The 23,391-nt window shown below is 57.9% G+C and carries 25 protein-coding genes and 2 pseudogenes; 13 read left to right on the forward strand and 14 right to left on the reverse strand.

What is annotated here, in order from left to right:
* Nucleotides 1-117 precede the first annotated feature (117 nt).
* Nucleotides 118-975, forward strand: coding sequence for an alcohol dehydrogenase catalytic domain-containing protein (locus tag ACOERD_RS02680; RefSeq protein WP_419737966.1), 858 nt, complete (start codon nt 118-120; stop codon nt 973-975).
* On the opposite strand, the gene ACOERD_RS02685 is transcribed toward ACOERD_RS02680, so the two are convergent.
* Nucleotides 876-1,115, reverse strand: coding sequence for a hypothetical protein (locus tag ACOERD_RS02685; protein ID WP_419737967.1), 240 nt, complete (start codon nt 1,113-1,115; stop codon nt 876-878). The two genes, ACOERD_RS02680 and ACOERD_RS02685, sit on opposite strands and share 100 nt — an antisense overlap.
* Between ACOERD_RS02685 and ACOERD_RS02690 the strand changes: the two genes are divergently transcribed.
* Nucleotides 1,108-2,850 carry an IS1634 family transposase gene (locus ACOERD_RS02690; RefSeq protein WP_419737624.1) on the forward strand — a complete coding sequence of 581 codons (1,743 nt, stop codon included), beginning with the start codon at nt 1,108-1,110 and terminating at the stop codon, nt 2,848-2,850. The two genes, ACOERD_RS02685 and ACOERD_RS02690, sit on opposite strands and share 8 nt — an antisense overlap.
* 132 nt (nt 2,851-2,982) lie before the next feature.
* Entirely contained in the window at nt 2,983-3,195 is a 213-nt protein-coding gene (locus ACOERD_RS02695; protein ID WP_419737968.1) for a hypothetical protein, read from the forward strand.
* Nucleotides 3,196-3,252: 57 nt separating this feature from the next.
* Here the strand turns inward: ACOERD_RS02695 and rpsI are convergent, their stop codons facing one another.
* From rpsI to ACOERD_RS02710, 3 genes are all read right to left on the reverse strand, one after another.
* On the reverse strand, nt 3,253-3,738 hold the full coding sequence (gene rpsI / locus ACOERD_RS02700) for a 30S ribosomal protein S9 (RefSeq protein WP_039535473.1): 486 nt from the start codon (nt 3,736-3,738) through the stop codon (nt 3,253-3,255).
* 6 nt (nt 3,739-3,744) lie between these two features.
* Nucleotides 3,745-4,203 (reverse strand): 50S ribosomal protein L13, encoded by a 459-nt coding sequence (gene rplM / locus ACOERD_RS02705; RefSeq protein ID WP_170373746.1) that lies wholly within the window; start codon nt 4,201-4,203, stop codon nt 3,745-3,747.
* A gap of 162 nt (nt 4,204-4,365) precedes the next feature.
* A complete protein-coding gene (locus ACOERD_RS02710) occupies nt 4,366-5,769 on the reverse strand; it encodes a PLP-dependent aminotransferase family protein (RefSeq protein ID WP_419737969.1) in 1,404 nt (467 codons plus the stop codon).
* A 99-nt stretch (nt 5,770-5,868) separates the two neighbouring features.
* On the opposite strand from ACOERD_RS02710, the gene ACOERD_RS02715 reads away from it, so the two are divergent.
* Nucleotides 5,869-6,096: a DUF1127 domain-containing protein gene (locus ACOERD_RS02715; protein ID WP_170659576.1), complete on the forward strand. Its 228-nt coding sequence runs from the start codon at nt 5,869-5,871 to the stop codon at nt 6,094-6,096.
* 63 nt (nt 6,097-6,159) lie between these two features.
* Here the strand turns inward: ACOERD_RS02715 and ACOERD_RS02720 are convergent, their stop codons facing one another.
* Nucleotides 6,160-6,603 carry a PaaI family thioesterase gene (locus ACOERD_RS02720; RefSeq protein ID WP_170665109.1) on the reverse strand — a complete coding sequence of 148 codons (444 nt, stop codon included), beginning with the start codon at nt 6,601-6,603 and terminating at the stop codon, nt 6,160-6,162.
* 49 nt (nt 6,604-6,652) lie between these two features.
* Between ACOERD_RS02720 and ACOERD_RS02725 the strand changes: the two are divergent.
* From ACOERD_RS02725 to gluQRS, 4 genes and pseudogenes are all read left to right on the forward strand, one after another.
* Nucleotides 6,653-7,447 (forward strand): annotated as a pseudogene (locus ACOERD_RS02725) (enoyl-CoA hydratase); the annotation flags it as partial.
* 257 nt (nt 7,448-7,704) lie between these two features.
* A complete protein-coding gene (gene trmFO / locus ACOERD_RS02730; protein ID WP_419737970.1) occupies nt 7,705-9,045 on the forward strand; it encodes a methylenetetrahydrofolate--tRNA-(uracil(54)-C(5))-methyltransferase (FADH(2)-oxidizing) TrmFO in 1,341 nt (446 codons plus the stop codon).
* 37 nt (nt 9,046-9,082) lie between these two features.
* A complete protein-coding gene (locus ACOERD_RS02735) occupies nt 9,083-9,697 on the forward strand; it encodes a class I SAM-dependent DNA methyltransferase (RefSeq protein WP_419737971.1) in 615 nt (204 codons plus the stop codon).
* Nucleotides 9,694-10,563 (forward strand): tRNA glutamyl-Q(34) synthetase GluQRS, encoded by an 870-nt coding sequence (gene gluQRS / locus ACOERD_RS02740; RefSeq protein ID WP_419737972.1) that lies wholly within the window; start codon nt 9,694-9,696, stop codon nt 10,561-10,563. Before ACOERD_RS02735 ends, gluQRS begins: the two co-directional genes overlap by 4 nt.
* 55 nt (nt 10,564-10,618) lie before the next feature.
* Here gluQRS and hisI read toward each other — a convergent pair whose 3' ends face one another.
* Nucleotides 10,619-11,008, reverse strand: a complete 390-nt coding sequence (gene hisI, locus ACOERD_RS02745; protein WP_419737973.1) for a phosphoribosyl-AMP cyclohydrolase — start codon at nt 11,006-11,008, stop codon at nt 10,619-10,621.
* 48 nt (nt 11,009-11,056) lie between these two features.
* Between hisI and ACOERD_RS02750 the strand changes: the two genes are divergently transcribed.
* Nucleotides 11,057-11,509: an iron-sulfur cluster assembly scaffold protein gene (locus tag ACOERD_RS02750; protein WP_170641649.1), complete on the forward strand. Its 453-nt coding sequence runs from the start codon at nt 11,057-11,059 to the stop codon at nt 11,507-11,509.
* A gap of 59 nt (nt 11,510-11,568) precedes the next feature.
* Complete coding sequence (locus ACOERD_RS02755; RefSeq protein ID WP_419737974.1) at nt 11,569-12,102, forward strand: MarC family protein; 534 nt, start codon at nt 11,569-11,571, stop codon at nt 12,100-12,102.
* 132 nt (nt 12,103-12,234) lie between these two features.
* Here the strand turns inward: ACOERD_RS02755 and istB are convergent, their stop codons facing one another.
* Nucleotides 12,235-12,966, reverse strand: a complete 732-nt coding sequence (gene istB, locus ACOERD_RS02760) for an IS21-like element helper ATPase IstB (protein ID WP_419737975.1) — start codon at nt 12,964-12,966, stop codon at nt 12,235-12,237.
* Nucleotides 12,953-14,461 (reverse strand): IS21 family transposase, encoded by a 1,509-nt coding sequence (gene istA / locus ACOERD_RS02765; RefSeq protein WP_419737976.1) that lies wholly within the window; start codon nt 14,459-14,461, stop codon nt 12,953-12,955. The genes istB and istA overlap by 14 nt, the downstream gene beginning before the upstream one ends.
* Nucleotides 14,462-14,585: 124 nt before the next feature.
* Between istA and ACOERD_RS02770 the strand changes: the two genes are divergently transcribed.
* Nucleotides 14,586-14,753, forward strand: a complete 168-nt coding sequence (locus ACOERD_RS02770) for a MarC family protein (protein ID WP_419738338.1) — start codon at nt 14,586-14,588, stop codon at nt 14,751-14,753.
* 186 nt (nt 14,754-14,939) lie between these two features.
* Here the strand turns inward: ACOERD_RS02770 and ACOERD_RS02775 are convergent, their stop codons facing one another.
* The 3 genes and pseudogenes from ACOERD_RS02775 to ACOERD_RS02785 form a co-directional block, all read right to left on the reverse strand.
* Nucleotides 14,940-15,062: a hypothetical protein gene (locus ACOERD_RS02775; RefSeq protein WP_419737977.1), complete on the reverse strand. Its 123-nt coding sequence runs from the start codon at nt 15,060-15,062 to the stop codon at nt 14,940-14,942.
* A 113-nt stretch (nt 15,063-15,175) separates the two neighbouring features.
* A pseudogene (locus tag ACOERD_RS02780) lies at nt 15,176-15,385 on the reverse strand (hypothetical protein); the annotation flags it as partial.
* A gap of 103 nt (nt 15,386-15,488) precedes the next feature.
* Nucleotides 15,489-17,231, reverse strand: coding sequence for an IS1634 family transposase (locus ACOERD_RS02785; RefSeq protein WP_419737624.1), 1,743 nt, complete (start codon nt 17,229-17,231; stop codon nt 15,489-15,491).
* Between ACOERD_RS02785 and ACOERD_RS02790 the strand changes: the two genes are divergently transcribed.
* Nucleotides 17,224-17,379: a hypothetical protein gene (locus tag ACOERD_RS02790; protein ID WP_419737978.1), complete on the forward strand. Its 156-nt coding sequence runs from the start codon at nt 17,224-17,226 to the stop codon at nt 17,377-17,379. The genes ACOERD_RS02785 and ACOERD_RS02790 overlap by 8 nt on opposite strands.
* Here the strand turns inward: ACOERD_RS02790 and ACOERD_RS02795 are convergent.
* The 3 genes from ACOERD_RS02795 to ligA all read right to left on the reverse strand — a co-directional run bounded on the left by ACOERD_RS02795 (nt 17,376) and on the right by ligA (nt 21,951).
* A complete protein-coding gene (locus ACOERD_RS02795) occupies nt 17,376-17,498 on the reverse strand; it encodes a hypothetical protein (RefSeq protein ID WP_419737977.1) in 123 nt (40 codons plus the stop codon). The two genes, ACOERD_RS02790 and ACOERD_RS02795, sit on opposite strands and share 4 nt — an antisense overlap.
* A 113-nt stretch (nt 17,499-17,611) precedes the next feature.
* On the reverse strand, nt 17,612-19,702 hold the full coding sequence (recG, locus tag ACOERD_RS02800) for an ATP-dependent DNA helicase RecG (RefSeq protein WP_419737979.1): 2,091 nt from the start codon (nt 19,700-19,702) through the stop codon (nt 17,612-17,614).
* Nucleotides 19,699-21,951: an NAD-dependent DNA ligase LigA gene (gene ligA / locus ACOERD_RS02805; protein ID WP_419737980.1), complete on the reverse strand. Its 2,253-nt coding sequence runs from the start codon at nt 21,949-21,951 to the stop codon at nt 19,699-19,701. Before ligA ends, recG begins: the two co-directional genes overlap by 4 nt.
* Before the next feature lie 156 nt (nt 21,952-22,107).
* On the opposite strand from ligA, the gene ACOERD_RS02810 reads away from it, so the two are divergent.
* Nucleotides 22,108-23,289, forward strand: coding sequence for an ISNCY family transposase (locus ACOERD_RS02810; protein WP_419737631.1), 1,182 nt, complete (start codon nt 22,108-22,110; stop codon nt 23,287-23,289).
* The last annotated feature ends 102 nt before the right edge of the window (nt 23,290-23,391 follow it).

The following is a 23,391-nucleotide window of genomic DNA, read 5'->3' on the forward strand; positions in this document are numbered from 1 at the left end:
ATTGACGCGGCGCGGGGCTTTTGTTTGGCTTGACCCAACAAGAACCCCGCGCCGTTTTTCTTTGCCGTCAGGCTGACGCCTGATCCGGTGGGCCCGGCGCAACTGAAGGACTGACCAATGACCGACTTGCCCTCTACGATGCGCACCGTTGTCCTGAAACATGACGGCTATTCCGGCACCATGACAGGCCCCACGATCGAAGACGCGTCTGAATGGTTGGCAGACGCCGAATTGCCCGTCCCTACCCCCGGCCCCGGACAGGTTCTGATCCGGCTGCGCACCGCTTCGGTCAATCCGTCGGACATTCACTTCATCAAAGGCGAATACGGCCAACCCCGTGTCAAAGGCGCTGCTGCGGGCTTTGAAGGGTGCGGAGATGTTGTGGCAACGGGCAAGGGTGCGGAAGGTCTACAAGGCCTGCGCGTCGCCTTTGTCGCCGCCGGATCGGGGGCTTGGGCGGAATATGTCGTGACCCAGATGCAAATGTGCATCCCTCTGCGCCCCGACATCTCGGACGATGACGGGGCTGCGCAGATCGTCAATCCGCTGACCGCGATGGCCATGGTCGATATGGCTAAGGAAGACGGCGATGCGTTTGTTGTTTCAGCCGCAACCAGCCAATTGGGCAAGCTGATGTGCAGCCTTGGGCGGGATCAGGGCTTGAAGCCCATCGCCATGGTGCGGCGCGCTGAGGCTGCTCCGATGCTGAAAGAGCTTGGTGCTGCGGAAGTTCTGGTCACAACGGACCCTGACGTTGCGCACCAATTTGCCGAACTGAGCGCCAGGCTGAAGCCCCGCGTCTTTCTCGACGCTGTCATGGACCCTCTGTCCGAGCAGATTTTCTGCGCCATGCCCAATCGTGCGCGCTGGATTTGCTATGGCAAACTCGGCAGCGACGCCCCGACCCTGACCCAAACCGGGCAACTGATCTTTATGGGCAAACGGATCGAGGGGTTCTGGCTGACCAACTCCTGACTTCCGACCTTTTTGTTGATCTGACTGGGTTTTTGGTTTGTTTTCAGGTGTGGTTGCTCAGAGGCGCGTTGTAGTGCCCCATTATTATAAAAAGTATTGACATGGGCCTTCAGATGGCTAACCTCTTCGCCCATGTTCATCCGCACCAAACATGACGCAAAGCTCAACCGCACACGGATCCAGATCGTTGAATCCGTCCGCACCGGCTCCAAGGTACGCCAGAAGATCCTGCGCCATGTGGGTGTGGCCCATAACGACAGCGAGATTGAGGATATCAAGCGTCTGGCGGGCCGCTTGATGGAGCAATTACGCATTGATCGCTCGCCGCAAATGGAACTGTTCACGCCCACGGAATATGCCGATCTGCAGGCGCTGGTGCGCCGCGCTCCGCGGCCGGACAAGCTTGGCGTTGATCTTGCCGAGTGCCGTGAGGAGGCGCGGGTCTCTCTGGGTCTGCGGGATGTCATGGGGACGATGTATGACCAACTGGGTTGGGGGGCCCTTCTGGGGGCGGCGCGTAAAAGTGCCAATCGCATTGTGAAAGAGCTGGTTATGGCGCGGATCGCACAGCCCGAGAGCAAGCGCGCGACCGTGGAGGCGTTGGAGAACCAGGCAGGCATCACGCTCAATCTGGACGTGGTCTATCGGAGCATGGATTACATCAATACGCCGGTGATAGACGGGATTTGCAAAACCTCTCACGCGGCGGCAGAGAAGTTGCTGGGCGGGCCAGTGACCGTGCTGTTCTACGATTGCACGACCCTGGCCTTTGACACCGAGCGCGAGGACCCGGCCGAGGATGCGGACGGGGTCGAGCAGGATCATCTTCTGGCCAAGGGCTTCAGCAAGGATGGCAAGCATCACCGCGCTCAGGTCATGCTGGCGCTGATCGTCACCTCCGATGGGCTGCCTGTGGGCTATGAACTCTTCCCGGGAAACACCTGGGAAGGTCATACGCTGGAAGCTGCGCTGAAGGCGTTGGAGGGACGCTTCGACGTGGCCAGGGTCACGTTCGTGGCCGATGCCGCCATGCTCAGCAAGGACAACCAGCAGATGTTGCAGAACAAGGGTCTGCCCTACATCCTCGGCTATCGCATGAAGTCCGCCCCGGCCGCCGTGAAGGCGAACATTTTGAGCCCGGAGGGACGCCAGCCTTGGGCTGGACACGGTTCTGAAGAGGCAACCGAGAAGGGCTGGTACAAGGTGATCGACCAGGAGGGAGCGCGGGTCATTGTGACCTGGTCACCCACCCGGGCACGCAATGATGCCCACAAGCGCGACAAGGCAATCGAAAAGCTGCACAAGAAGCTCAAGCGCTCTCGCAAACCCGGCAGCTTCAGCAGCCGGGGATATGGCCGCTTCCTGGCCTTCCCCGACAGCGGGGACGTCACGCTGGATGATGCAAAGATCAAGGCAGCGGCACAATGGGACGGGCTGCATGCCATTGTTGTTCATGGTGCGGACGAACTGGAGGCACAGGACGTCATTGCCCGCTATCACCAGTTGTGGGAGATCGAAGCCTGCTTCCGCACCAACAAGCACGATCTGAAAATCCGGCCCATCTATCACTGGTCGCCGCGTCGGGTCCGGGCCCATATCGCCATCTGCTACATGGCCTTCTGCTGCCTGCAGCACCTGCGCAAGCATCTGGACCTGCTCGGACACCCGATGAGCCCGGCTCGTATCCGCAACGAGTTGAACGCATTGCAGCTCTCGATCCTGCGCCACAAAGGCACCCCTGACCGCTACGGCATGCCAAGCCATGCCACGGTCGATGCCAGACGCATCCTCACCTGCGTCGGCCTGACCTGGAACGAAGCCCCTTTCAAGATACCCCCCGGGCGCACCCGAAAAACTGGCCAGACCAAAGCCTGAGCTCCCTCAACACTCCGAAACAATCGCTGGCGAAAAAAGTCCGTGTAGTGCCTTTTGGCAACCAAGGCATAATAATATCAATGACTTATACGAAAAAATGTCGGAAGTCAGGAAACCGGGCAACTGATCTTTATGGGCAAACGGATCGAGGGGTTCTGGCTGACCAACTGGATGATGACCACACCTCCGGCCGATCAGATGCGCGTTGTGACCGAGGTTCAGGCGCGTTTCGCAGACGGGCGCTGGAAAACGGATGTGTCCAAGCGTCTGGCACTGGGCAACCTGATCTCTAACCTGGCGGACGCTTTGAAAACAAACGACGGGAAGGTGATCATCACGCCCTGACCCCATGAAAAAAGGGCCCGCACATGCGAGCCCTTTCAAATTCGGTGTCCGCAGCGATTAACGCTTCGAGAACTGGAACGAACGACGCGCTTTGCGCTTACCGTATTTCTTACGTTCCACAACGCGGCTGTCGCGGGTCAGGAACCCAGCGGCTTTCAGAGCACCACGCAGCGACGGATCGTACAGCTGCAGCGCTTTCGAGATGCCGTGCTTAACCGCACCGGCCTGACCGGTCAGGCCACCGCCCTTGACGGTTGCAACAACGTCGAATTCACCTTCCACACCGGCAACCTGGAACGGCTGGCGCAGGATCAGCTGCAGAACCGGACGCGCGAAGTACTTGTCCTGGTCTTTGCCGTTCACGGTGACCTTGCCGGAACCCGGCTTGATCCAAACACGCGCAACAGCGTCTTTACGCTTGCCGGTAGCGTAGGAGCGGCCCAGCTCGTCGCGTACGGGTTCACGTACGATGACTTCTTCGGCCACGGTTTCAACGCCTGCGACGGCGCTCAGCTCTTCGAGAGTATTGATCTGATCAGCCATCGGTCATTAGCTCCGGGTGTTTTTCTTGTTCATGGACTTAACGTCCAGAACTTCGGGGGCCTGGGCCTCATGCGGGTGCTCGGCACCGGCATAAACGCGCAGGTTGGTCATTTGCTGACGCGCCAGACGGTTGCCCGGCAGCATGCGCTTGACGGCCTGAACGACAACGCGCTCAGGATGCGCACCTTCCAAGATCTGCTGTTTGGTGCGCGACTTGATGCCGCCCGGGTGGCCAGTGTGCCAGTAGAAGTTCTCTTCGCGCTTCTTGCCGGTCATCTGGATTTTGTCAGCGTTGATCACAATGACGTTGTCGCCCATGTCCATGTTCGGGGTGAACGACGCTTTGTGCTTGCCACGCAGGCGCATGGCGACGATCGAAGCAAGACGGCCCAGAACAACGCCCTCGGCGTCGATCAGGATCCATTTCTTGTCGATGTCTGCAGGTGTTGCAGAAAAGGTTTTCATGGCAGGATAGTCCTGTTTGATGTGAAAGACCGCCCCAAGACAGAGCGGTCCGAATTCGATGGAGGGGGTTTAGACCTGCTAAGAATGCACGTCAACACACGCAATCAAGTTTTTATGTAGCTTTTTCATGTGCTTATAAAATAGGTATTATTTTACCCCACTCTAAACGCTGATTTGTTCAGGCGGATTGTCCAGCAAAGCCCGAAGGCGGAGCATCGCGTCCTCGAACCTCTGCAGGGACACATGCCCGTTCATAGCAATGCGCACCGCATTCGGTGCGCGCCCGTCGCGTAGCGCGAACTCATCTGCAGACCGCAGCTGAATCCCTTCTCGCTCTGCCGCACGGCTGAACGCAGCAGCCCGCCAACCCGACGGCAAATGCAGCCAAACAAACGGCACATCAGGCGCCCAGTTCAGATCGAACCCGCCCAAGGCATTCACGGTCACCCGCACATACTCTCCCATCCGCGAGCGCACATCCTGCGCGATTTGACGCGTCCGAGGGTCAGAGAGCAACAGCCGGGTCAGCTCGGCCAATGGCTGTGCCAGGCCAAAATACCCATATTCAGCTGAACGGCGCAGATCCACGCTTCGGTCCCTGGGCGCAATGGCAAAGCCGACACGTAGGGACGGTGTCAGCACTTTCGAGATCGAAGACACGTGCCATCCCCGCTCAGGTGCCAACGCGCGGAAACTGGGTTCTTTTGCGTCTCCCATCCGGTAACAGTCATCCTCGACAATCTGCACATCGTATTTCCGTGCGATTTCAACGATTTCCTTGCGCCGCTCCAAAGGGGTGTGCAGCCCGGTCGGGTTCTGAACCTCGGGCGAAACACAGACTGCCTGCGCTGGCGTCTGTCGCAAGACATACTCCATCGCTGCCGGGTCGATGCCCCACTTATCCATTCTAATGCCAACCACATCGGCCCGCATCAACTCTGCCGCGCGACGGAACCCGGCATAGGAGAGGTCTTCGACCATCACGATTGGTTTGGGACCCTGCAGAATGGTCTGGAACACAAGGCAAAGGCCGTTCTGACCGCCGTGTGTCAGTACAATGTCATCGTCGCTCAATTTGCCAAGCGGCAGGTCCGACAACCATTCAACCACCGCCTGACGCATAGGTTTATACGCATCGCGTGTCGGGTAGTTCATGAACAAGGCCGGATCCGACTGCGCGACTTTCTGCAGACACTCGCGGATCAGAGACACCTGCCCCATATCCGCAAGCCGCGGGCTGAACAGGCTGACGTGATTGTCATTCTGAGCCTCAGCCAGATGAAGCTGCCGGGACCAGACATCGTCCAGAATCGGAGATTTCGGAGGGGCGACAAATGTACCACGCCCGACCTCAGCTTGTAGCAAACCCTCTTCGGTCAGAATCGTATAGGCCCGCGCAACGGTTCCCGGAGTGATCTGCAGGCGATACGCGAGTTCACGCACTGGGGGCAGTTTGACCCCGATATCTAACGCCTTACTTTCAATTGCTTTTCGTATTGTATCAGCCACCAGGGTGTACTTGGGCCCTTTGGATTTTGGCAACGTCTCCGGCCAAATTGTATCCATTACAATTCTTCCTTTGCTTTTGACACAATTGCGAATGTATCAAACACAAGTACCGAACATTGCTACTTTGTGTCAATACAATTTGAAAGGAATACTGAGATGACACGCACAATGCACACTCCCGCCCTTACACTGCTGAACGCCAGCCCCCGGCTGCCGCTGATCGCTGTGCTGGCCGTGCAGTTTGCGGCGGCGGTCACTCAATGGGAACGCCGTCGTCGCAGTCGCGTCAATCTGGGAAAGCTGGATGACAGGTTGCTCAAGGACGTAGGCCTGACCCGTCTGCAAGCCGACCGCGAAATCAAGCGCTATTTCTGGCAGTTTTAACCCATCCCCAGTCCCAAATTCATTTGGGACCTCTTCCCTGGCCGGGGTTCGCCCCGGCCCTTTTTATCCGAATTTTGCGGCCGAAGACCCGGCAGGTGGGATGGAATAGGTCATACTGGCCCGCGCAACCGGCTGATCTGACCCGACCGAGTAAATCAACACGTCCCCAACCGCCAAAGTGCGCCCCAATTTCAGTAGGCGACATTCAGCTATCAGATCTTTGCCACCTCCAGGTTTGCGCAAAAAGTCCAGAGAGCTGTTGGTCGTCACCGCCAAGGACTGACGCCCCTTGCGCGCCAACACCATGGCATAGACACAAACATCCGCCAGACCGAACATCGACGGGCCTGAGACCGTACCGCCGGGGCGTAAATGACGGTCCTCGACCACGAGGCGCATGGTGATCGTCTCCTCGGTCAGGTCCTCAACCACGAAATCGCGATGAACCTGCGGGAATACCTCTTTAAGGTACTGCGACAGCTCGTCTTTGCTTAACGCCAATCCCATGCTTCCCCTCCTTAACGTCTCGCCCTAGAGTTGGCCCAACAGCCAGCGGGAGAGCAAGATGGCAATTTTGGAACGTAACGACACAGGTGCCATCGCGCGGCTGCACATGAACGCACCCGAAAGGCTGAACGCGCTGAGCGATGAGATGCTGGCCGCCCTGCAGGCCGAGTTCGATACGCTGCGCGATGACCGCTCGATCCGTGCCGTTGTGCTGTCGGGCGAAGGCAAGGCCTTCTGCGCCGGGCATGACCTGAAGCAGATGACAGCCGGTCGCCAATCTGAGGATGGCGGCAAGGCCTATTTTCAGGACCTCTTTAACCGTTGTGCGCGGATGATGATGTCAATCCAGTCCCTGCCCCAGCCCGTTATTGCTCAGGTCCACGGCATTGCCACAGCTGCGGGTTGCCAATTGGTTGCCACCTGTGATCTGGCCGTCGCCGCCGAAGGCACGCGCTTTGGGGTGAACGGAGTGAATATCGGCCTGTTCTGCTCAACCCCCATGGTCGCGCTCAGCCGCAACATCCCCAGAAAACAGGCATTTGAGATGTTGACCACTGGAGGTTTCATCTCAGCCGAGCGTGCGCAGGAACTAGGGTTGATCAATCGGGTTGTCCCTGAAACTCAACTCAACGACCAAGCCCTCGCTTTGGCCGAACAGATCGCAGGCAAGCTGGGCGTCGCCGTCAAAATCGGGAAAGAGGCGTTTTATCAACAGCTTCAGATGCCGCTGGATCAAGCCTATGCCTATACCGGAGAGGTAATGGTGCAGAATATGCTGCATCGCGATACCGAAGAAGGCATTTCTGCGTTTATCGAAAAACGCCCCCCGAATTGGTCTGAATAAGACAATTATTCCGAACATTTTTCATCACTGTCATCATTTTTGCACTTTTCAAAAGGGCAACACTGTGGCAATGCTGGGACGAGGCTAAGGCCTCAGCTACACTTTTGGGTCGCCGTGGGCGGAAGGTCCCTCCAAGCTGGTTTCTCTCACTGGCGTTGACATTCCCGCAGCGGCGACCCCAAGACCTCCCCTAAAATCTGAATCATTTGACGGTTGCTCAGTTGCGCCTGCTTGGGCTCTGCCCTATGTGGCAGCGCATGACACAAGCATTGCATATCGTGGGCGGCGGCATGGCCGGGTCGGAGGCCGCATGGCAAGCGGCGGAAATGGGCGTGGATGTTGTGATCCACGAAATGCGCCCCACAGTAGGTACCTTTGCGCACCAGACCGGTAATCTGGCCGAGATGGTGTGTTCCAACTCGTTCCGCTCGGACGATGATGAACAGAACGCCGTGGGCCTGTTGCATTGGGAAATGCGCGCCGCCAATGGCCTCATCATGACGACTGCCGATGCCCACCGCCTGCCCGCAGGCGGGGCGCTGGCTGTTGACCGCGATCCGTTTGCCGAGGCGGTCACTGCTAAACTGCACGCGCATCCCCGGATCACGGTGACGGATGAAGAGGTTACCTCTCTACCCGACGACGGTCAGTGGATCTTTGCCACCGGTCCTCTTACCTCGGCCAAGCTGGGTGAAGCCATCCAAACCGAAACCGGTTCAGACGCGCTGGCGTTTTTTGATGCCATCGCGCCGATTGTCTATGCCGACAGCATCGACATGAGCAAAGCCTGGATGCAGTCCCGCTATGATAAAGGCGAGACCGAAGAAGAGCGCACCGCCTATCTGAACTGCCCCATGGATCGCGATCAATACGAGGCTTTCATCGACGCCCTTCTGGCAGCAGATAAAACCGAATTCCACGAAGGCGAGACCGCGGGCTACTTTGATGGCTGCCTGCCGATCGAGGTGATGTCTGAACGGGGTCGTGAAACCCTGCGCCACGGCCCGATGAAGCCCGTCGGCCTGACCAACCCCCATCAGCCGGACGTGAAACCTCATGCCGTTGTGCAGCTGCGCCGCGACAATGCGCTTGGCACGCTGTTCAACATCGTGGGGTTCCAAACCAAGATGAAATACGGCGCCCAGACCGAGGTGTTCCGTATGATCCCCGGTCTGGAGAACGCCAGTTTCGCACGCCTTGGCGGGATACATCGCAACACGTTTATCAACTCTCCGACCTTGCTGGACGCGCAGATGCGTTTGAAATCAAAGCCGAATATCCGGTTCGCCGGTCAGATCACCGGTGTCGAAGGCTATGTCGAAAGCGCGGCTATGGGGCTTTTGGCAGGTCGACTGGCGGCAGCTGAAATTATGAGCCTTACCCTGCCCGAGGTACCGCAGGACAGCGCAATGGGCGCGTTGATCCATCACATCACCGGCGGTGCGGAGGCCAAGACGTTTCAGCCCATGAACGTCAATTTCGGCCTGTTCCGCCCTGTAGATGGCCTGAAAGGTGGCCGCCGGGGACGCAAAGACCGCTACAAGGCCTATACCGACCGCGCCAAGGCTGAATGGACGGAGTGGCTCGCGCAAAGCTGACTGGACGATGACGGACCCAGCGGCTTAACATGCGGTTATGAGCGACAAGTTTTTCAAGGACACATACGGATCGAAATCTCCGCAGGACACCCAAGCGCACTACCAGAAATGGGCAGCAACCTATGAGGATTCTGTCGCGGAACAGGGATATGCCACGCCGGGTCGGGTTGCCAAAGCGCTATGGTCCAAGAGGCCTGAGGCACAAACGCCCATCCTCGACTATGGCTGTGGAACGGGGTTGTCCGGTGTTGCGCTGCGCTTAGTCGGGTTTGAAGTGATCGACGGAATGGACCCCACGCCCAATATGCTTGAGGAGGCCAAAGCGAAGAACGTCTATCGATCGCTGATCGGCTTTGACATATCGGATCCCGAACCCGTTGAACACGGCGCTTACTCAACCATCACAGCCATCGGAGTGATCGGTGCCGGAGCAGCACCGCCTGAAACTCTGGACCTCCTCATGCACGCGCTGCCCAAAGATGGTCTACTGGCATTTTCCTATAACGATCATGCACTTGCGGACTACTCTTATACCTCACGCCTGAACGACTGGCTGGACTTGGGGGCTGCGCGCTTGCTGTTCAAGGAATACGGGCCTCATCTGCCCGGAATGAACATGAAATCTGACGTGTACATACTCGAAAAGACGTGACTTTTACGACTCGCTTCGCGCCTTCCCCTACAGGTCCCTTGCATCTTGGCCACGCTTATGCGGCGATGCTGGCCAGTGACATGGCTGCCTCCGAAGGCGGCACATTCCTGCTGCGGATCGAGGATATCGACCAATCCCGCGCGCGATCGAAGTGGGAGGATCAGATCTATGCAGATCTCGAATGGCTGGGCCTCAGCTGGCCGACACCGGTTCTGAGGCAATCTGAGCGCATCCAAATCTATGAACAGGCCCTCGATACCCTGTGGTTGAAAGGTCTTTTGTACCCTTGCACCTGCAACCGCAAGGATATCGCCGCAGCGGCCAGCGCCCCTCAGGAAGGGGCACCTCTGCACGGGCCGGATGGGATCATCTATCCCGGAACCTGTCGGCATAAAGCCAGCCGAAACAGCGTAGAACGGCCTAAAGACACACCGCTGAGACTTGATATGGCTATGGCGGCACGATCCGTTCTGTTACATCAGAGCAGTTTTCTCGAGCTAGGCACTGGACCAAATAGGGAAACGGGACGGATTTCCTTCGACAAAGCCGAACTGGAAACAACGATCGGTGATGTCGTTCTATCCCGCCGAGGTATGGGCACCTCCTACCACCTGTCCGTCGTCCTCGACGATGCGGCGCAGGGTGTGACCCATGTCATTCGCGGTCAGGACCTGTTTGAGGCAACGCGTATTCACGTCCTGTTGCAGGCTCTGCTGCGCCTACCCACGCCCGAATACTTGCATCACCGCTTGATCCGCGACCCGAACGGCAAACGCCTTGCCAAACGAGACGACGCTCGCGCCATCGCAAAATACAGGGTCGAAGGCGCAACCCCTCAGGACATCCGCGCCATGGTCGGCCTTTGACCCCGCTTTGTCGTTTCAAAAATACTCAAACCGAAGGTAGCGACATCTGCGCCACTCACTCCATCGGTTTCATCAACTCGACTTCTTCACCGTCGCGCACGGACGTGTAGAAGCACGTCCGGCGGTTGGTGTGACACGCCGCGCCGGTCTGACGGATCACGACCAAGATGCAATCCCGGTCGCAATCAAAGCGGAAATCGACCAGTTCCTGAATATGCCCGGACGTCTCGCCCTTAATCCAGAACGCCTGGCGCGAGCGCGACCAGTAGGTTACGCGCCGCGTCTCCAACGTGCGCTCAACCGCTTGCTGGTTCATCCAGGCCATCATCAACACCTCACCCGAGGCGTGATCCTGCGCAATTGCGGGGATCAACCCGGCTTCGTTATATTTCAGATCAGATGGATCGAACGTGACTATGTCAGACATGACAAAAACCTTTTGCATCCCGAGGACTGACCACTATGTATGGGGAACACGGAACGAGGGAAAGCCATGAGCGGCGAGAACGACCTGATAAAGCTGTACTCCGGGCGCATTCTGGCGCTGGCGGCTGATATCCCGCATCTGGATCGGCTGGATCAACCCGATGCGACGGTCAAGAAACGCTCGCCCCTTTGCGGGTCGACCGTAACTGTCGACGTGACGATGAAAGATGGGCGCGTCAGCGATTTCGGACAAGACGTCAAAGCCTGCGCCCTCGGTCAAGCGGCCGCTTCGGTAGTTGGCGACGCGGTGGTTGGTGCCACGCGTGCGCAAGTTGAAACCGCCCGAGATCAGCTGAAGGCCATGCTGAAAAAGGACGGCCCTGCCCCGGATGCCCCGTTTGACGGGCTTGAGGTTCTGATACCCGCCCGTGAATATAAAAACCGCCATGCCTCGATCATGCTGGCGCTTGAGGCAACGGCCGAGGCAATGGAACAGGCCGAACAGTCGAACTGCGCCTAAGCTTGGTGTTTTGGCCTAAACCTGTTTAATTTCACCCAAACTTCGGTGGAGGAATGGGCTTGAACAACCTGCTCGAACATTTCGTGACGTTGTGGGTTGTCATTGACCCGATCGGAACAATCCCTGTTTTCATCGCCGTTACCGCGGGCCTCAGAGCCGCAGCACGGCGCAAGACGGCGATGCTCGCGTCGTTGATCAGTGCCGGCGTGCTGCTGTTTTTCCTCGTCTTCGGACAATTGCTGATCGAGGCGCTGGATATCGGGTTGAACTCATTCCAGGTTGCCGGAGGGATCATCCTGTTCCTGTTCGCGCTGACGATGATCTTTGGCGAAAGCAAACAAGAGATCGAACAGCGCGCCGCCGAAGACGACAAGGAAGACAAGATCCATACGCACAACCCGGCGATCTTTCCCCTGGCCGTGCCATCGCTGGCCTCACCCGGTGCGATGCTGGCAATCGTGATCCTGACCGACAACCACCGCTACAGCGCCGCCGACCAGGGGATTACTGCGCTGGTCATGCTTTCGGTTTGTCAATCGGCATTGAATAATGACCCCCCATCGGCGTCCAAATTTGACCCCCCTTGGAGCTAAGAGGGGCGTTGAGGGGGTCGTGTTTAGGTTGATTCAGGAGGGGGTGGACAGCAGGTCAAACCGAAAAGAGAGCGTAGCTCGACTGAAGGTTTGACCTGCTGTCTGTTTTGAATTTATTCCCCGATTTCGAGGTTAGTCGCGGTGGTTAATTCGCCAGCTTTCGTTCCCGGTTTCGATGATATCGCAATGGTGTGTCAGTCGATCCAGGAGAGCAGTGGTCATTTTGGCATCTGTGAACACACTCGGCCATTCAGCAAATGCGAGGTTGGTTGTTAGCAGAATAGACGTTCGCTCGTACAGTTTGCTGATGAGATGGAAGAGTAATCGTCCACCAGACTCTGCGAACGGCAGATAACCGAGTTCGTCTATAATCACGAGGTCGACGCGGATCAGCTGCTCGCTGAGCCGCCCGGCGTTGCCTTCGCGATGTTCAGCCTCCAGCTTGTTCGCGAGATCCACAGCGCTGAAGAACCTGACCCGCCGGCGGTTATTGACCGCGTGGCCCCCGATCGCTGTTGCGAGATGCGTTTTGCCCGATCCGGTTCCACCGACCAGCACGCCATTCCTGGCCTGGTCCATAAAATCGCCGTCATGAAGATTGCGCACGACTTCCTCGTTGACGGGGCTGACCGTGAAGTCGAACTCAGGTAAGGACTTGCAGACCGGGAACTTTGCGGCACCCATCTGATACCGGATCGAGCGCGCAGTCTTTTCGGCCAGTTCGGCCGTGAGGAGTTCGGCCACGACCTGTTGGGGCCGCCAGTTGTTTTTGACTGCGGCCTGCATCACTTCGTCAAAGCAGTTGACGATGCCTGGCAACTTCAGTTGACGGGCAAGTTCGAGAATTTCCTTACGCAGTTGCATGGGAGCCTCCAAGCCTGTCATAGCGAGCGCAATCCGCGATCGGTGCCATTTTCAGCTGCAGGTGGGCAGGCGGCTCAATCGCCTTTGGCGGCGGGGGATTGGTGCGCCGAGAGACAATGTTCAGGATCGCATCGGCCTTGCGCAGGCCAGATTTTAGAGCTTCTTCGCAGGCAGCCTCGACCACATCAATGTCGTGCTGGTAAGCAGCGAAAAGAATATCGGCAAGTTGCCGGTCTCCGTCGGATGTGCCCCGCAGATGGGTCCAGATCTGCGTCATTGCCGGTGGTAGGTCCCAGTCACGGAACGGTGCTCCATTGCGCAGAGCGCCAGGCTTGCGCTTGAGGACGGGCACATAGTGCCAAGGGTTGAAGATCGTTTTTCCTCGGCCGAAGCACCGTTCGTGCTCTCCGACAATCTCACCGTCTTGGCGCAGGACAATCCGCGTGGCGTAGACCTGCAACTGGACCTGACGTCCAACAGCTCTTGCCTCAACGCTGTATTTGTTTCTTTCGAAGTTGATCAGGCAGGTTCGGCTCACGGCGACCGTCTTTTCACGGAACCCGACGAAGGGCTTCTGCAGATGCGTCAGCAGCGGCTTTTCCTGCTGGAACTCCTCCCAGACCGTCACCTCCAGGTTTTCCGGATGCCGCAGTTCTTTTGCGCGTTTGATCGCGTCTTTTTGCAGCCGGGCATTCAATTCATCGAAGTCGGCCACCTCCAGACGCGGTGTAAAACTATAGGCGCGGCTCTCCTTGACCAGATTCTCAACCTGACCCTTCTCCCAACCGGCCGCGCGCGTACAGGCGATCGGGTTCACCAGATGATGAGAACACATCCGGGAGAATGCCTTGTTGAACTTTCTTTCCTTGCCCGACAGGATCGCATCGACGGCGGTCGTCATGTTATCGTAGATCCCGTTGATGCAGCCTCCACCAAAGAATTTGAAGGCCTCGTCGTGGGCATCAAAGACCATCTCCTGCGTCTCGCGCGGATAGGCAATGGAGAATGGCATGCGGCTATGGCAAAGTTTGAAATGGGCAACCTTCACGGTCGTGAGTGCATCGTCCATCAAAACCGTCTCCACACTCCAGTCGAACTGGTACGCCTCCCCAGGATCAAAGATCAGCGGGATGAACGCCTGCGCCTGTTGTCGGCCGTGCGCAATGCGCCAATTCTTTGTGTAGCGTCGAACACTGTCATACCCGCCGCCAAAACCATCATCGGAGAGTTCCTTCCAGATTTTGGTCATCCGCTTGCGGTGTTTCTTCGGAAGCGCCTCGTTCTCCTCAAGCGTTTCATCCAGACGCGCGCGCCAAGGCCCGAGCACCGGGTATGGCTGCGATTTGCGCTCATATTTGAACTCCGTCACTCCCGATCGGATTATCTTTCGAACCGTTGCACGGCTCAAATTGAGCGAACGGCAAATTTCCTTGATGCTCTTTTTTTCGATCAGGTGTAAGCGACGCACTTTTCTAATAGTTTCCACGCAAATCATCCCGCTTGCCTCTCCATCGACTGCTCAATGAAAAGGATGTCTACAACCATAGGGAGGGGTCAAATTTGGACGCCGATTTCCCCGCTTAGGGGGTCAAAATTGCACGCTTTTCTACATTTCGGTTCTGGTGATCGCCTTTGTTCTGATGCTTCTGGCCGAGCCGATCATACGCCTGATCGGTCACTCCGGCGCGGCAATCATCAGCCGTGTGATGGGAATGATCCTAGCCTCGGTCGCGGTGAATTCCGTTCTGTCGGCCATGTTGGAAATCATCAAAACCGGCCAGCTATAAAAAAACCGCCGCTCCTTCCGGGCGGGAAGGGCGGCGGCAGGCAATGCGTTTCTCGTGTGGGGTCCGGGACACCGCGCGGGGCCGAGGCATGGCCCCTCAAGGGGTTTGGGACAGGCAGGTCACCCTTGAATTCACTGGGGATGACAGGCGCGGGCTATTCGGCACGAGATCGCAGGCAAAAAAGGGTTAGAAACCAACCGGAAGGTGAAGAGCCACCATCAGCATAACGACCAGAGACGCAACACCCGCTGCATCTTGCAGGATGGTCGAGTGCGAGCGCGTGAATACGGTCTTGATCTGGGTCAGCATGGGTCACCTCCGGGTCAGGGATTTAATCCTTTGTTGACCTTTTGTTCTCATATTTCTCCGAGTCGGTAAAGAACTTTTTGAGAACATTTGCGAACTTTATGGATACTTCTTTACTAACCTACTGAAATCAAACGGATCGCCTGATCCTGTTTCATCAGCCAAAGCAGAACACGCGCGGCCTTTCCCCGGTCCGAGGTCAGTTTGGGATCGGTATTCAGCAAGGCCCGCGCATCGGTCTGGGCCACGGCCATCAATCCTGCCTGCCGTTCCAGATCCGCAATACGAAACTTCGGCAGGCCCGACTGGGCGGCTCCCCTGACTTCCGACATTTTTTCGTATAAGTCATTGATATTATTATGCCTTGGTTGCCAAAAGGCACTACACGGACTTTTTTCGCCAGCGATTGTTTCGGAGTGTTGAGGGAGCTCAGGCTTTGGTCTGGCCAGTTTTTCGGGTGCGCCCGGGGGGTATCTTGAAAGGGGCTTCGTTCCAGGTCAGGCCGACGCAGGTGAGGATGCGTCTGGCATCGACCGTGGCATGGCTTGGCATGCCGTAGCGGTCAGGGGTGCCTTTGTGGCGCAGGATCGAGAGCTGCAATGCGTTCAACTCGTTGCGGATACGAGCCGGGCTCATCGGGTGTCCGAGCAGGTCCAGATGCTTGCGCAGGTGCTGCAGGCAGCAGAAGGCCATGTAGCAGATGGCGATATGGGCCCGGACCCGACGCGGCGACCAGTGATAGATGGGCCGGATTTTCAGATCGTGCTTGTTGGTGCGGAAGCAGGCTTCGATCTCCCACAACTGGTGATAGCGGGCAATGACGTCCTGTGCCTCCAGTTCGTCCGCACCATGAACAACAATGGCATGCAGCCCGTCCCATTGTGCCGCTGCCTTGATCTTTGCATCATCCAGCGTGACGTCCCCGCTGTCGGGGAAGGCCAGGAAGCGGCCATATCCCCGGCTGCTGAAGCTGCCGGGTTTGCGAGAGCGCTTGAGCTTCTTGTGCAGCTTTTCGATTGCCTTGTCGCGCTTGTGGGCATCATTGCGTGCCCGGGTGGGTGACCAGGTCACAATGACCCGCGCTCCCTCCTGGTCGATCACCTTGTACCAGCCCTTCTCGGTTGCCTCTTCAGAACCGTGTCCAGCCCAAGGCTGGCGTCCCTCCGGGCTCAAAATGTTCGCCTTCACGGCGGCCGGGGCGGACTTCATGCGATAGCCGAGGATGTAGGGCAGACCCTTGTTCTGCAACATCTGCTGGTTGTCCTTGCTGAGCATGGCGGCATCGGCCACGAACGTGACCCTGGCCACGTCGAAGCGTCCCTCCAACGCCTTCAGCGCAGCTTCCAGCGTATGACCTTCCCAGGTGTTTCCCGGGAAGAGTTCATAGCCCACAGGCAGCCCATCGGAGGTGACGATCAGCGCCAGCATGACCTGAGCGCGGTGATGCTTGCCATCCTTGCTGAAGCCCTTGGCCAGAAGATGATCCTGCTCGACCCCGTCCGCATCCTCGGCCGGGTCCTCGCGCTCGGTGTCAAAGGCCAGGGTCGTGCAATCGTAGAACAGCACGGTCACTGGCCCGCCCAGCAACTTCTCTGCCGCCGCGTGAGAGGTTTTGCAAATCCCGTCTATCACCGGCGTATTGATGTAATCCATGCTCCGATAGACCACGTCCAGATTGAGCGTGATGCCTGCCTGGTTCTCCAACGCCTCCACGGTCGCGCGCTTGCTCTCGGGCTGTGCGATCCGCGCCATAACCAGCTCTTTCACAATGCGATTGGCACTTTTACGCGCCGCCCCCAGAAGGGCCCCCCAACCCAGTTGGTCATACATCGTCCCCATGACATCCCGCAGACCCAGAGAGACCCGCGCCTCCTCACGGCACTCGGCAAGATCAACGCCAAGCTTGTCCGGCCGCGGAGCGCGGCGCACCAGCGCCTGCAGATCGGCATATTCCGTGGGCGTGAACAGTTCCATTTGCGGCGAGCGATCAATGCGTAATTGCTCCATCAAGCGGCCCGCCAGACGCTTGATATCCTCAATCTCGCTGTCGTTATGGGCCACACCCACATGGCGCAGGATCTTCTGGCGTACCTTGGAGCCGGTGCGGACGGATTCAACGATCTGGATCCGTGTGCGGTTGAGCTTTGCGTCATGTTTGGTGCGGATGAACATGGGCGAAGAGGTTAGCCATCTGAAGGCCCATGTCAATACTTTTTATAATAATGGGGCACTACAACGCGCCTCTGAGCAACCACACCTGAAAACAAACCAAAAACCCAGTCAGATCAACAAAAAGGTCGGAAGTCAGGAAAAGGGTTAGAAACCAACCGGAAGGTGAAGAGCCACCATCAGCATAACGACCAGAGACGCAACACCCGCTGCATCTTGCAGGATGGTCGAGTGCGAGCGCGTGAATACGGTCTTGATCTGGGTCAGCATGGGTCACCTCCGGGTCAGGGATTTAATCCTTTGTTGACCTTTTGTTCTCATATTTCTCCGAGTCGGTAAAGAACTTTTTGAGAACATTTGCGAACTTTATGGATACTTCTTTACTAACCTACTGAAATCAAACGGATCGCCTGATCCTGTTTCATCAGCCAAAGCAGAACACGCGCGGCCTTTCCCCGGTCCGAGGTCAGTTTGGGATCGGTATTCAGCAAGGCCCGCGCATCGGTCTGGGCCACGGCCATCAATCCTGCCTGCCGTTCCAGATCCGCAATACGAAACTTCGGCAGGCCCGACTGGGCGGTTCCAATCAGATCTCCCGCACCGCGCATCTGTAGATCGGTCTCAGAGATGCGAAAGCCATCTTCGGTCTCACGCAGGACCTCCAACCGTTTGCGGCCGCCCTCACTGAGAGGTGCTTGATACATCAGAAGACAGGTCGAATCCGCGTCCCCTCGGCCAACGCGTCCACGCAACTGGTGTAGTTGAGCCAGACCAAAAATCTCGGCCCGTTCGATCACCATGATCGAGGCATTGGGGACGTTCACGCCCACTTCGATCACTGTCGTCGCTACCAGGACCTTGGTTTCACCCGTCTGAAACGCGGTCATGGCGGCATCTTTTTCGGCAGGTGGCATTTGCCCGTGGACCAAACCAACAGTGCCCTCGCCCAAGATAGCGCGCAGCCGTTTGAACCGCTCTTCCGCCGCTGTCAGGTCGGAGACCTCCGATTCGTCGACCAGCGGACAGACCCAGTAGCACTGTCGCCCTTCCTCAATGGCGCGGCGCAGATGGGCGACGACTTCTTCCATCCGCCCCGTGCTGACAATCGCTGTCTTGATCGGTTTTCGCCCCGGCGGCTTTTCGTCCAAAACCGAAACATCCATATCGCCATATTGCGCCAGAGCGAGACTGCGCGGGATCGGCGTGGCCGTCATGACCAGAACATCGGCACCCTGCCCTTTTTCCGACAGCTCCATCCGCTGGCGCACGCCAAAGCGATGCTGTTCGTCGACAATCGCCAGACGCAAAGCCTTAAACACCACATCACTTTGGAACACCGCATGGGTGCCCACGAGTATCTGGATATCGCCAGCCTCCAAAGCGGCAAGCTTGGTCCGCCGCTCTGCCCCCTTGTCGCGTCCGGTCAGGATTTCCAACACAACGCCAGCCTCTTCCGCCAAAGGGCGTAACCCCTCGAGATGCTGGCGCGCCAGAATCTCCGTCGGAGCCATCATGACCCCCTGCCCTCCGGCCTCGACCGCGACTAGCAGAGCCATAAACGCCACCAGAGTTTTGCCTGCGCCCACGTCACCCTGAAGCAGCCGGTTCATGCGCGATTCCGAGGCCATATCGCCCGCGATTTCATCTATCGCCCGTGTCTGCGCACCAGTTGGCCGGTACGGCAGGCTCGCCAGAACCTTTGATTGCAACGCGCCCGTGCCAACGCTGACAATCCCGCGTGCTTTGCGTTCCCGTTGCCGCGCCAGAGCCAGCGTCAACTGATGCGCCAGCAGCTCATCATAGGCCAAACGCTCGCGCGCCGGGGCGAATGAGGCCACGTCATCCGCGCCTTGAGGGTTGTGTGCGGCCTGAATTGCCGCGTGCCATGAGGGCCAGTTCTGACTGCTGATCTGCGCCGGATCAGCCCATTCGGCCAGGTCTGGTGCACGCGTCAAAGCGCTACGGACGGCCTTAAACATGGTCTTTTGCGTGATCCCCTGCGTCAAATGATAGACTGGTTCAAACTCCGGTATTTCCGAGGCTTGTTCTACCGGCAGCATATGATCGGGATGCACCATCTGCGCCATGCCGTCGAACAGCTCCAACTTGCCCGAGATCACACGGCGCGATCCCTCCGGCAGGACTTTCTTCAGGTAGTCGCCACGCGCGTGAAAGAACACCAGTTGGAAATCGGCCTGACTGTCCTCGACATGGACCCGATACGCGCCGCCCCTGTTCCGAGATGGGCGATGCGGGCCGACCGTCACCTCAACCGTCAACGTCGACGGCAGATCAACCCCTTGGATCGTGTCGCGCCTGCGTTGATCAATCACGGCATAGGGCAAGCCGAAAAGAACGTCGCGCGGGCTTTCCATCCCGGCCTGCGCCATCGCCTGAGCAGTCTTCGGGCCGACGCCCTCCAAGGTTTCGACCCCAGCAAACAGGGGAAACAAGGATTCTGGCCGTCCGCTCATGCGCCGTCGATCAGCTGCAACCAGCCATCCTCATCCAGGGTTTCGATCCCCAGCTCTGCCGCCTTTTTGGCCTTCGAACCAGCGCCCGGCCCTGCAACCAGTATATCGGTCTTCTTACTGACCGAGCCTGAAACTTTGGCCCCCAACGCCTCGGCCCGCGCCTTGGCTTCGGCAAGTGTCATCTTTTCCAGCGTGCCGGTGAAAACCACGGTCTTGCCCGCCACCGGACTTTCTGCGGCTGGTGCATCAGGTGGAACAACAGTCAAATGCGCCTTGAGCGCATCAAAGGCCTGTCGTTCCTCAACATTGGCGAAGGCGTCGGACAGAGCCAAACCAACAGTCGCACCGATCCCGTCAACCGCAATCAGATCCGTCCACGCGGCCGAGGCCTCCTCGGGCACGGACAATTCCGCGATGGCGGCGGTGCGGCTTTCCTTGATCCGCGCCCGACGCCCGTCTGAGGCAGCGGCCAACCGTTCAGCCTCTTCCGCTTGATCCGCGGCGCGATACGCAAGCGCCGCCGGTCTCGCGGTATCGACAGCTTGGGACATTGCCTCCCAGTCGCGGTAATGTAGCGCAAGATCACGCGCGACGACCTCACCGACATGGCGGATGCCAAGGCCAAACAGCAAGCGCGCAAAGGGAATGGTCCGTTTCTCATCAATGGCTGCAAACAGATTACTGGCCGAGGTGTCCCCCCATCCTTCGCGATTTTTCAAACGGGACAGAGCACTTGAGTCCCGCTCTTGCAGATTGAAGATATCGGCAGGAGTTTTGATCGGCAGGACGGGATCTTCATAGAACATCTCGATCTGTTTTGCGCCCAAGCCTTCGATATCGAAGGCTTTACGAGACACGAAATGCTTTAACTTCTCAACGGCTTGCGCCGGGCAGATCATACCGCCCGTACAGCGCCGCACCGCGTCACCTTCTTCGCGCACCGCCGCACTTCCACACTTCCCACACGTGCGCGGGAACTCATAAGGAACCGCATCTTCAGGCCGTTTCGACAGGTCGACATCGGCGATTTTGGGGATCACATCCCCGGCGCGGTAGACCTGTACCCAATCCCCCTCGCGGATGTCCTTGCCATCCCGGATGGTGCCCCCCTTGGCATCGCGCCCGGCGATATAGTCTTCGTTGTGCAGCGTTGCATTCGAAACCACAACTCCGCCAACTGTGACCGGATGCAAACGCGCAACAGGGCTGAGCGCGCCGGTGCGACCGACCTGAATGTCAATCGCTTCAAGCCGGGTCCAGGCAAACTCGGCAGGGAATTTATGCGCGATGGCCCATCTGGGCGTCGTTGATCGAAACCCGAGACGGGCTTGCAGCCTAAGATCATCCACCTTGTAAACCACGCCGTCGATTTCATAGCCCAGCGTCGCGCGTTGTTCTTCGATCGACCGGTAATGCGCCAACATGTCCTGAGTTGTCTTGCACAAACGTGTCAGCGGATTGGTCGAGAACCCATAGCTTTTCAGACGCTCAATCGCCCCATCTTGCGTCTCAGCCAGAGGGGCTGACAGCTCTCCCCACGCGTAGGCAAAGAACTTCAGCGGTCGCGCGCGGGTGATTTCGGCATCCAGCTGTCGCAACGAACCGGCCGCAGCGTTTCTGGGGTTGGCAAAGGGTTTGCCACCAGCTTGGGCCTGACGTTCATTAAGCGCTTCGAAATCCGCGTGAGACATGTAGACCTCACCACGCACTTCTAGAATATCGGGGGCTCCTTCGATTGTGTGCGGAATATCAGAGATCGTTCGGGCATTCGCCGTCACGTTCTCTCCCACTTCTCCATCGCCCCGTGTGGCGGCTTGGACCAGTTTTCCCTGCTCATACCGCAGGGACAATGAAAGCCCATCGATCTTGGGCTCAGCTGTATAGGCCAAAGGCGCATCTGCAGACAGGCCCAAATACTTCCGAATCGAGCGGTCAAAATCCGCGACATCCTCATCGTCAAAGGCATTGCCCAAAGACATCATGCGCTGTGCATGCGTGACTTTGGAGAACCCGTCCGCTGGCCGCGCGCCAACTTGATCACTTGGACTGTCGGAGCGTTTTAGATACGGAAACTTCTCTTCTATTTCGACATTTCGCCGTTTCAGCGCATCGTATTCGGCATCCGAAATCTCGGGCGCGTCTTCCCCGTGATACAGCCTGTTGGCCCGCGACAGCAGGTCTGCAAGACGCGCGAGTTCGGCGCGTGCCTCATCCTCTGTCAGGTCTGCTATCGAGATGGAATTGCTCATGGCCTCGCCCTGTCGCTTTATTCTGGACCTCAGTGATAGGGCGAGGTCACGGCTAGGTCCAGACGTGCTGAGCCGTGATGTCGCTAACACGCGATATGTCCGGTGTATGTAACATGCGATCTGTCCGGTTCTATTCTGTCTCTGAGAGGAGGCGTTATGAACCGAGCAGAAGTGTTACAGGAAGTTCGACTGATGAAGTTTGAAGATGTGTATTCGCGGCGAAGCGCGAACAAGCTGACGCAAGAACAGGCGGCTGAGATACTGGGTGTATCCGTGCGCACCGTCAGGCGTTGGGAGGATCGATTTGAGGCGGATGGTGCAGAAGGTCTGTACGACCGTCGGCTTGGCAAACTGGCCAACAATCGTGTTGCCACGGATAAGGTCATGGAGATGCTTGAACTGTTTGATACCAAGTACTGGGATTACACGCCGAAGCATTTCCACGAGAAGCTGGTGGCCCACCATGGTTTCACACAGAGCTACAACTGGGTGCGGCTTACACTGCAGCGCCACGGCCGGGTTCAGGCAGCACCCCGACGAGGTGCCCATCGGCGCAAGCGGCCCCGCCGTCCGATGGTTGGCATGATGTTGCATCAGGACGGCTCCAGCCATGAATGGGTTCCGGGTCAGTGGTGGGATCTGATCGTCACCATGGACGATGCCACCAACCGGGTTTATTCGGCATTCTTTGTCGAGGAAGAAGGGACGATGAGCAGTTTTCAGGGGCTGACAGAGGTGATCGAGGCGCAAGGTCTGTTTTGCTCGCTCTATGCCGATCGGGGCTCTCATTACTGGCATACGCCCGAAGCGGGCGGCAAAGTGGACAAGGACAATCTGACCCAGGTCGGGCGCGCCTTGCAGCAACTCGGCATTGAGCTGATCCCGGCCTATTCACCGCAGGCCCGTGGACGGTCTGAACGCATGTTTGGCACGTTCCAGAACCGATTGCCGCAGGAACTGCGGTCCCATGGGATCACAACCATTGAAGAGGCCAATCAGTTCCTGAAAGAGGTCTATCTTCCCGAACACAATGCCCTGTTTGCAAAGGAGCCGGAGGATACGACCTCGGCCTTCGTGCCGTTTACAGGCAATGTGCGCGACACCCTGTGTGTGCAGGAAGACCGCGTCGTCGGCAACGACAATACGGTGCGCTACAAGGGCCTGGTCATGCAGATCGCGGCAGACAGGCACCGTCATCATTTCGTCAAGGCGAAGGTCAGGGTCCACGAATACCCCGATGGTCAACTGGTCATCTTCCACGGCCCGAGATGCATTGGCCGCTACCAGCCTGACGGATCACCCATCACACAGGAGGATAGCAAACACAAAGTCGCGTGACCCGCTTCGACGTGGCGCGAACGCGGTGGCCCAAATCTACGGTCGCCTACGGCTCCCTCCGAATTGGGCCACCGCGCAATCAACTGAAGCGGACAATTGGCA

Source organism: Ruegeria sp., from assembly GCF_965199275.1.
In the GTDB taxonomy this organism is placed as follows: Bacteria; Pseudomonadota; Alphaproteobacteria; order Rhodobacterales; family Rhodobacteraceae; genus Ruegeria.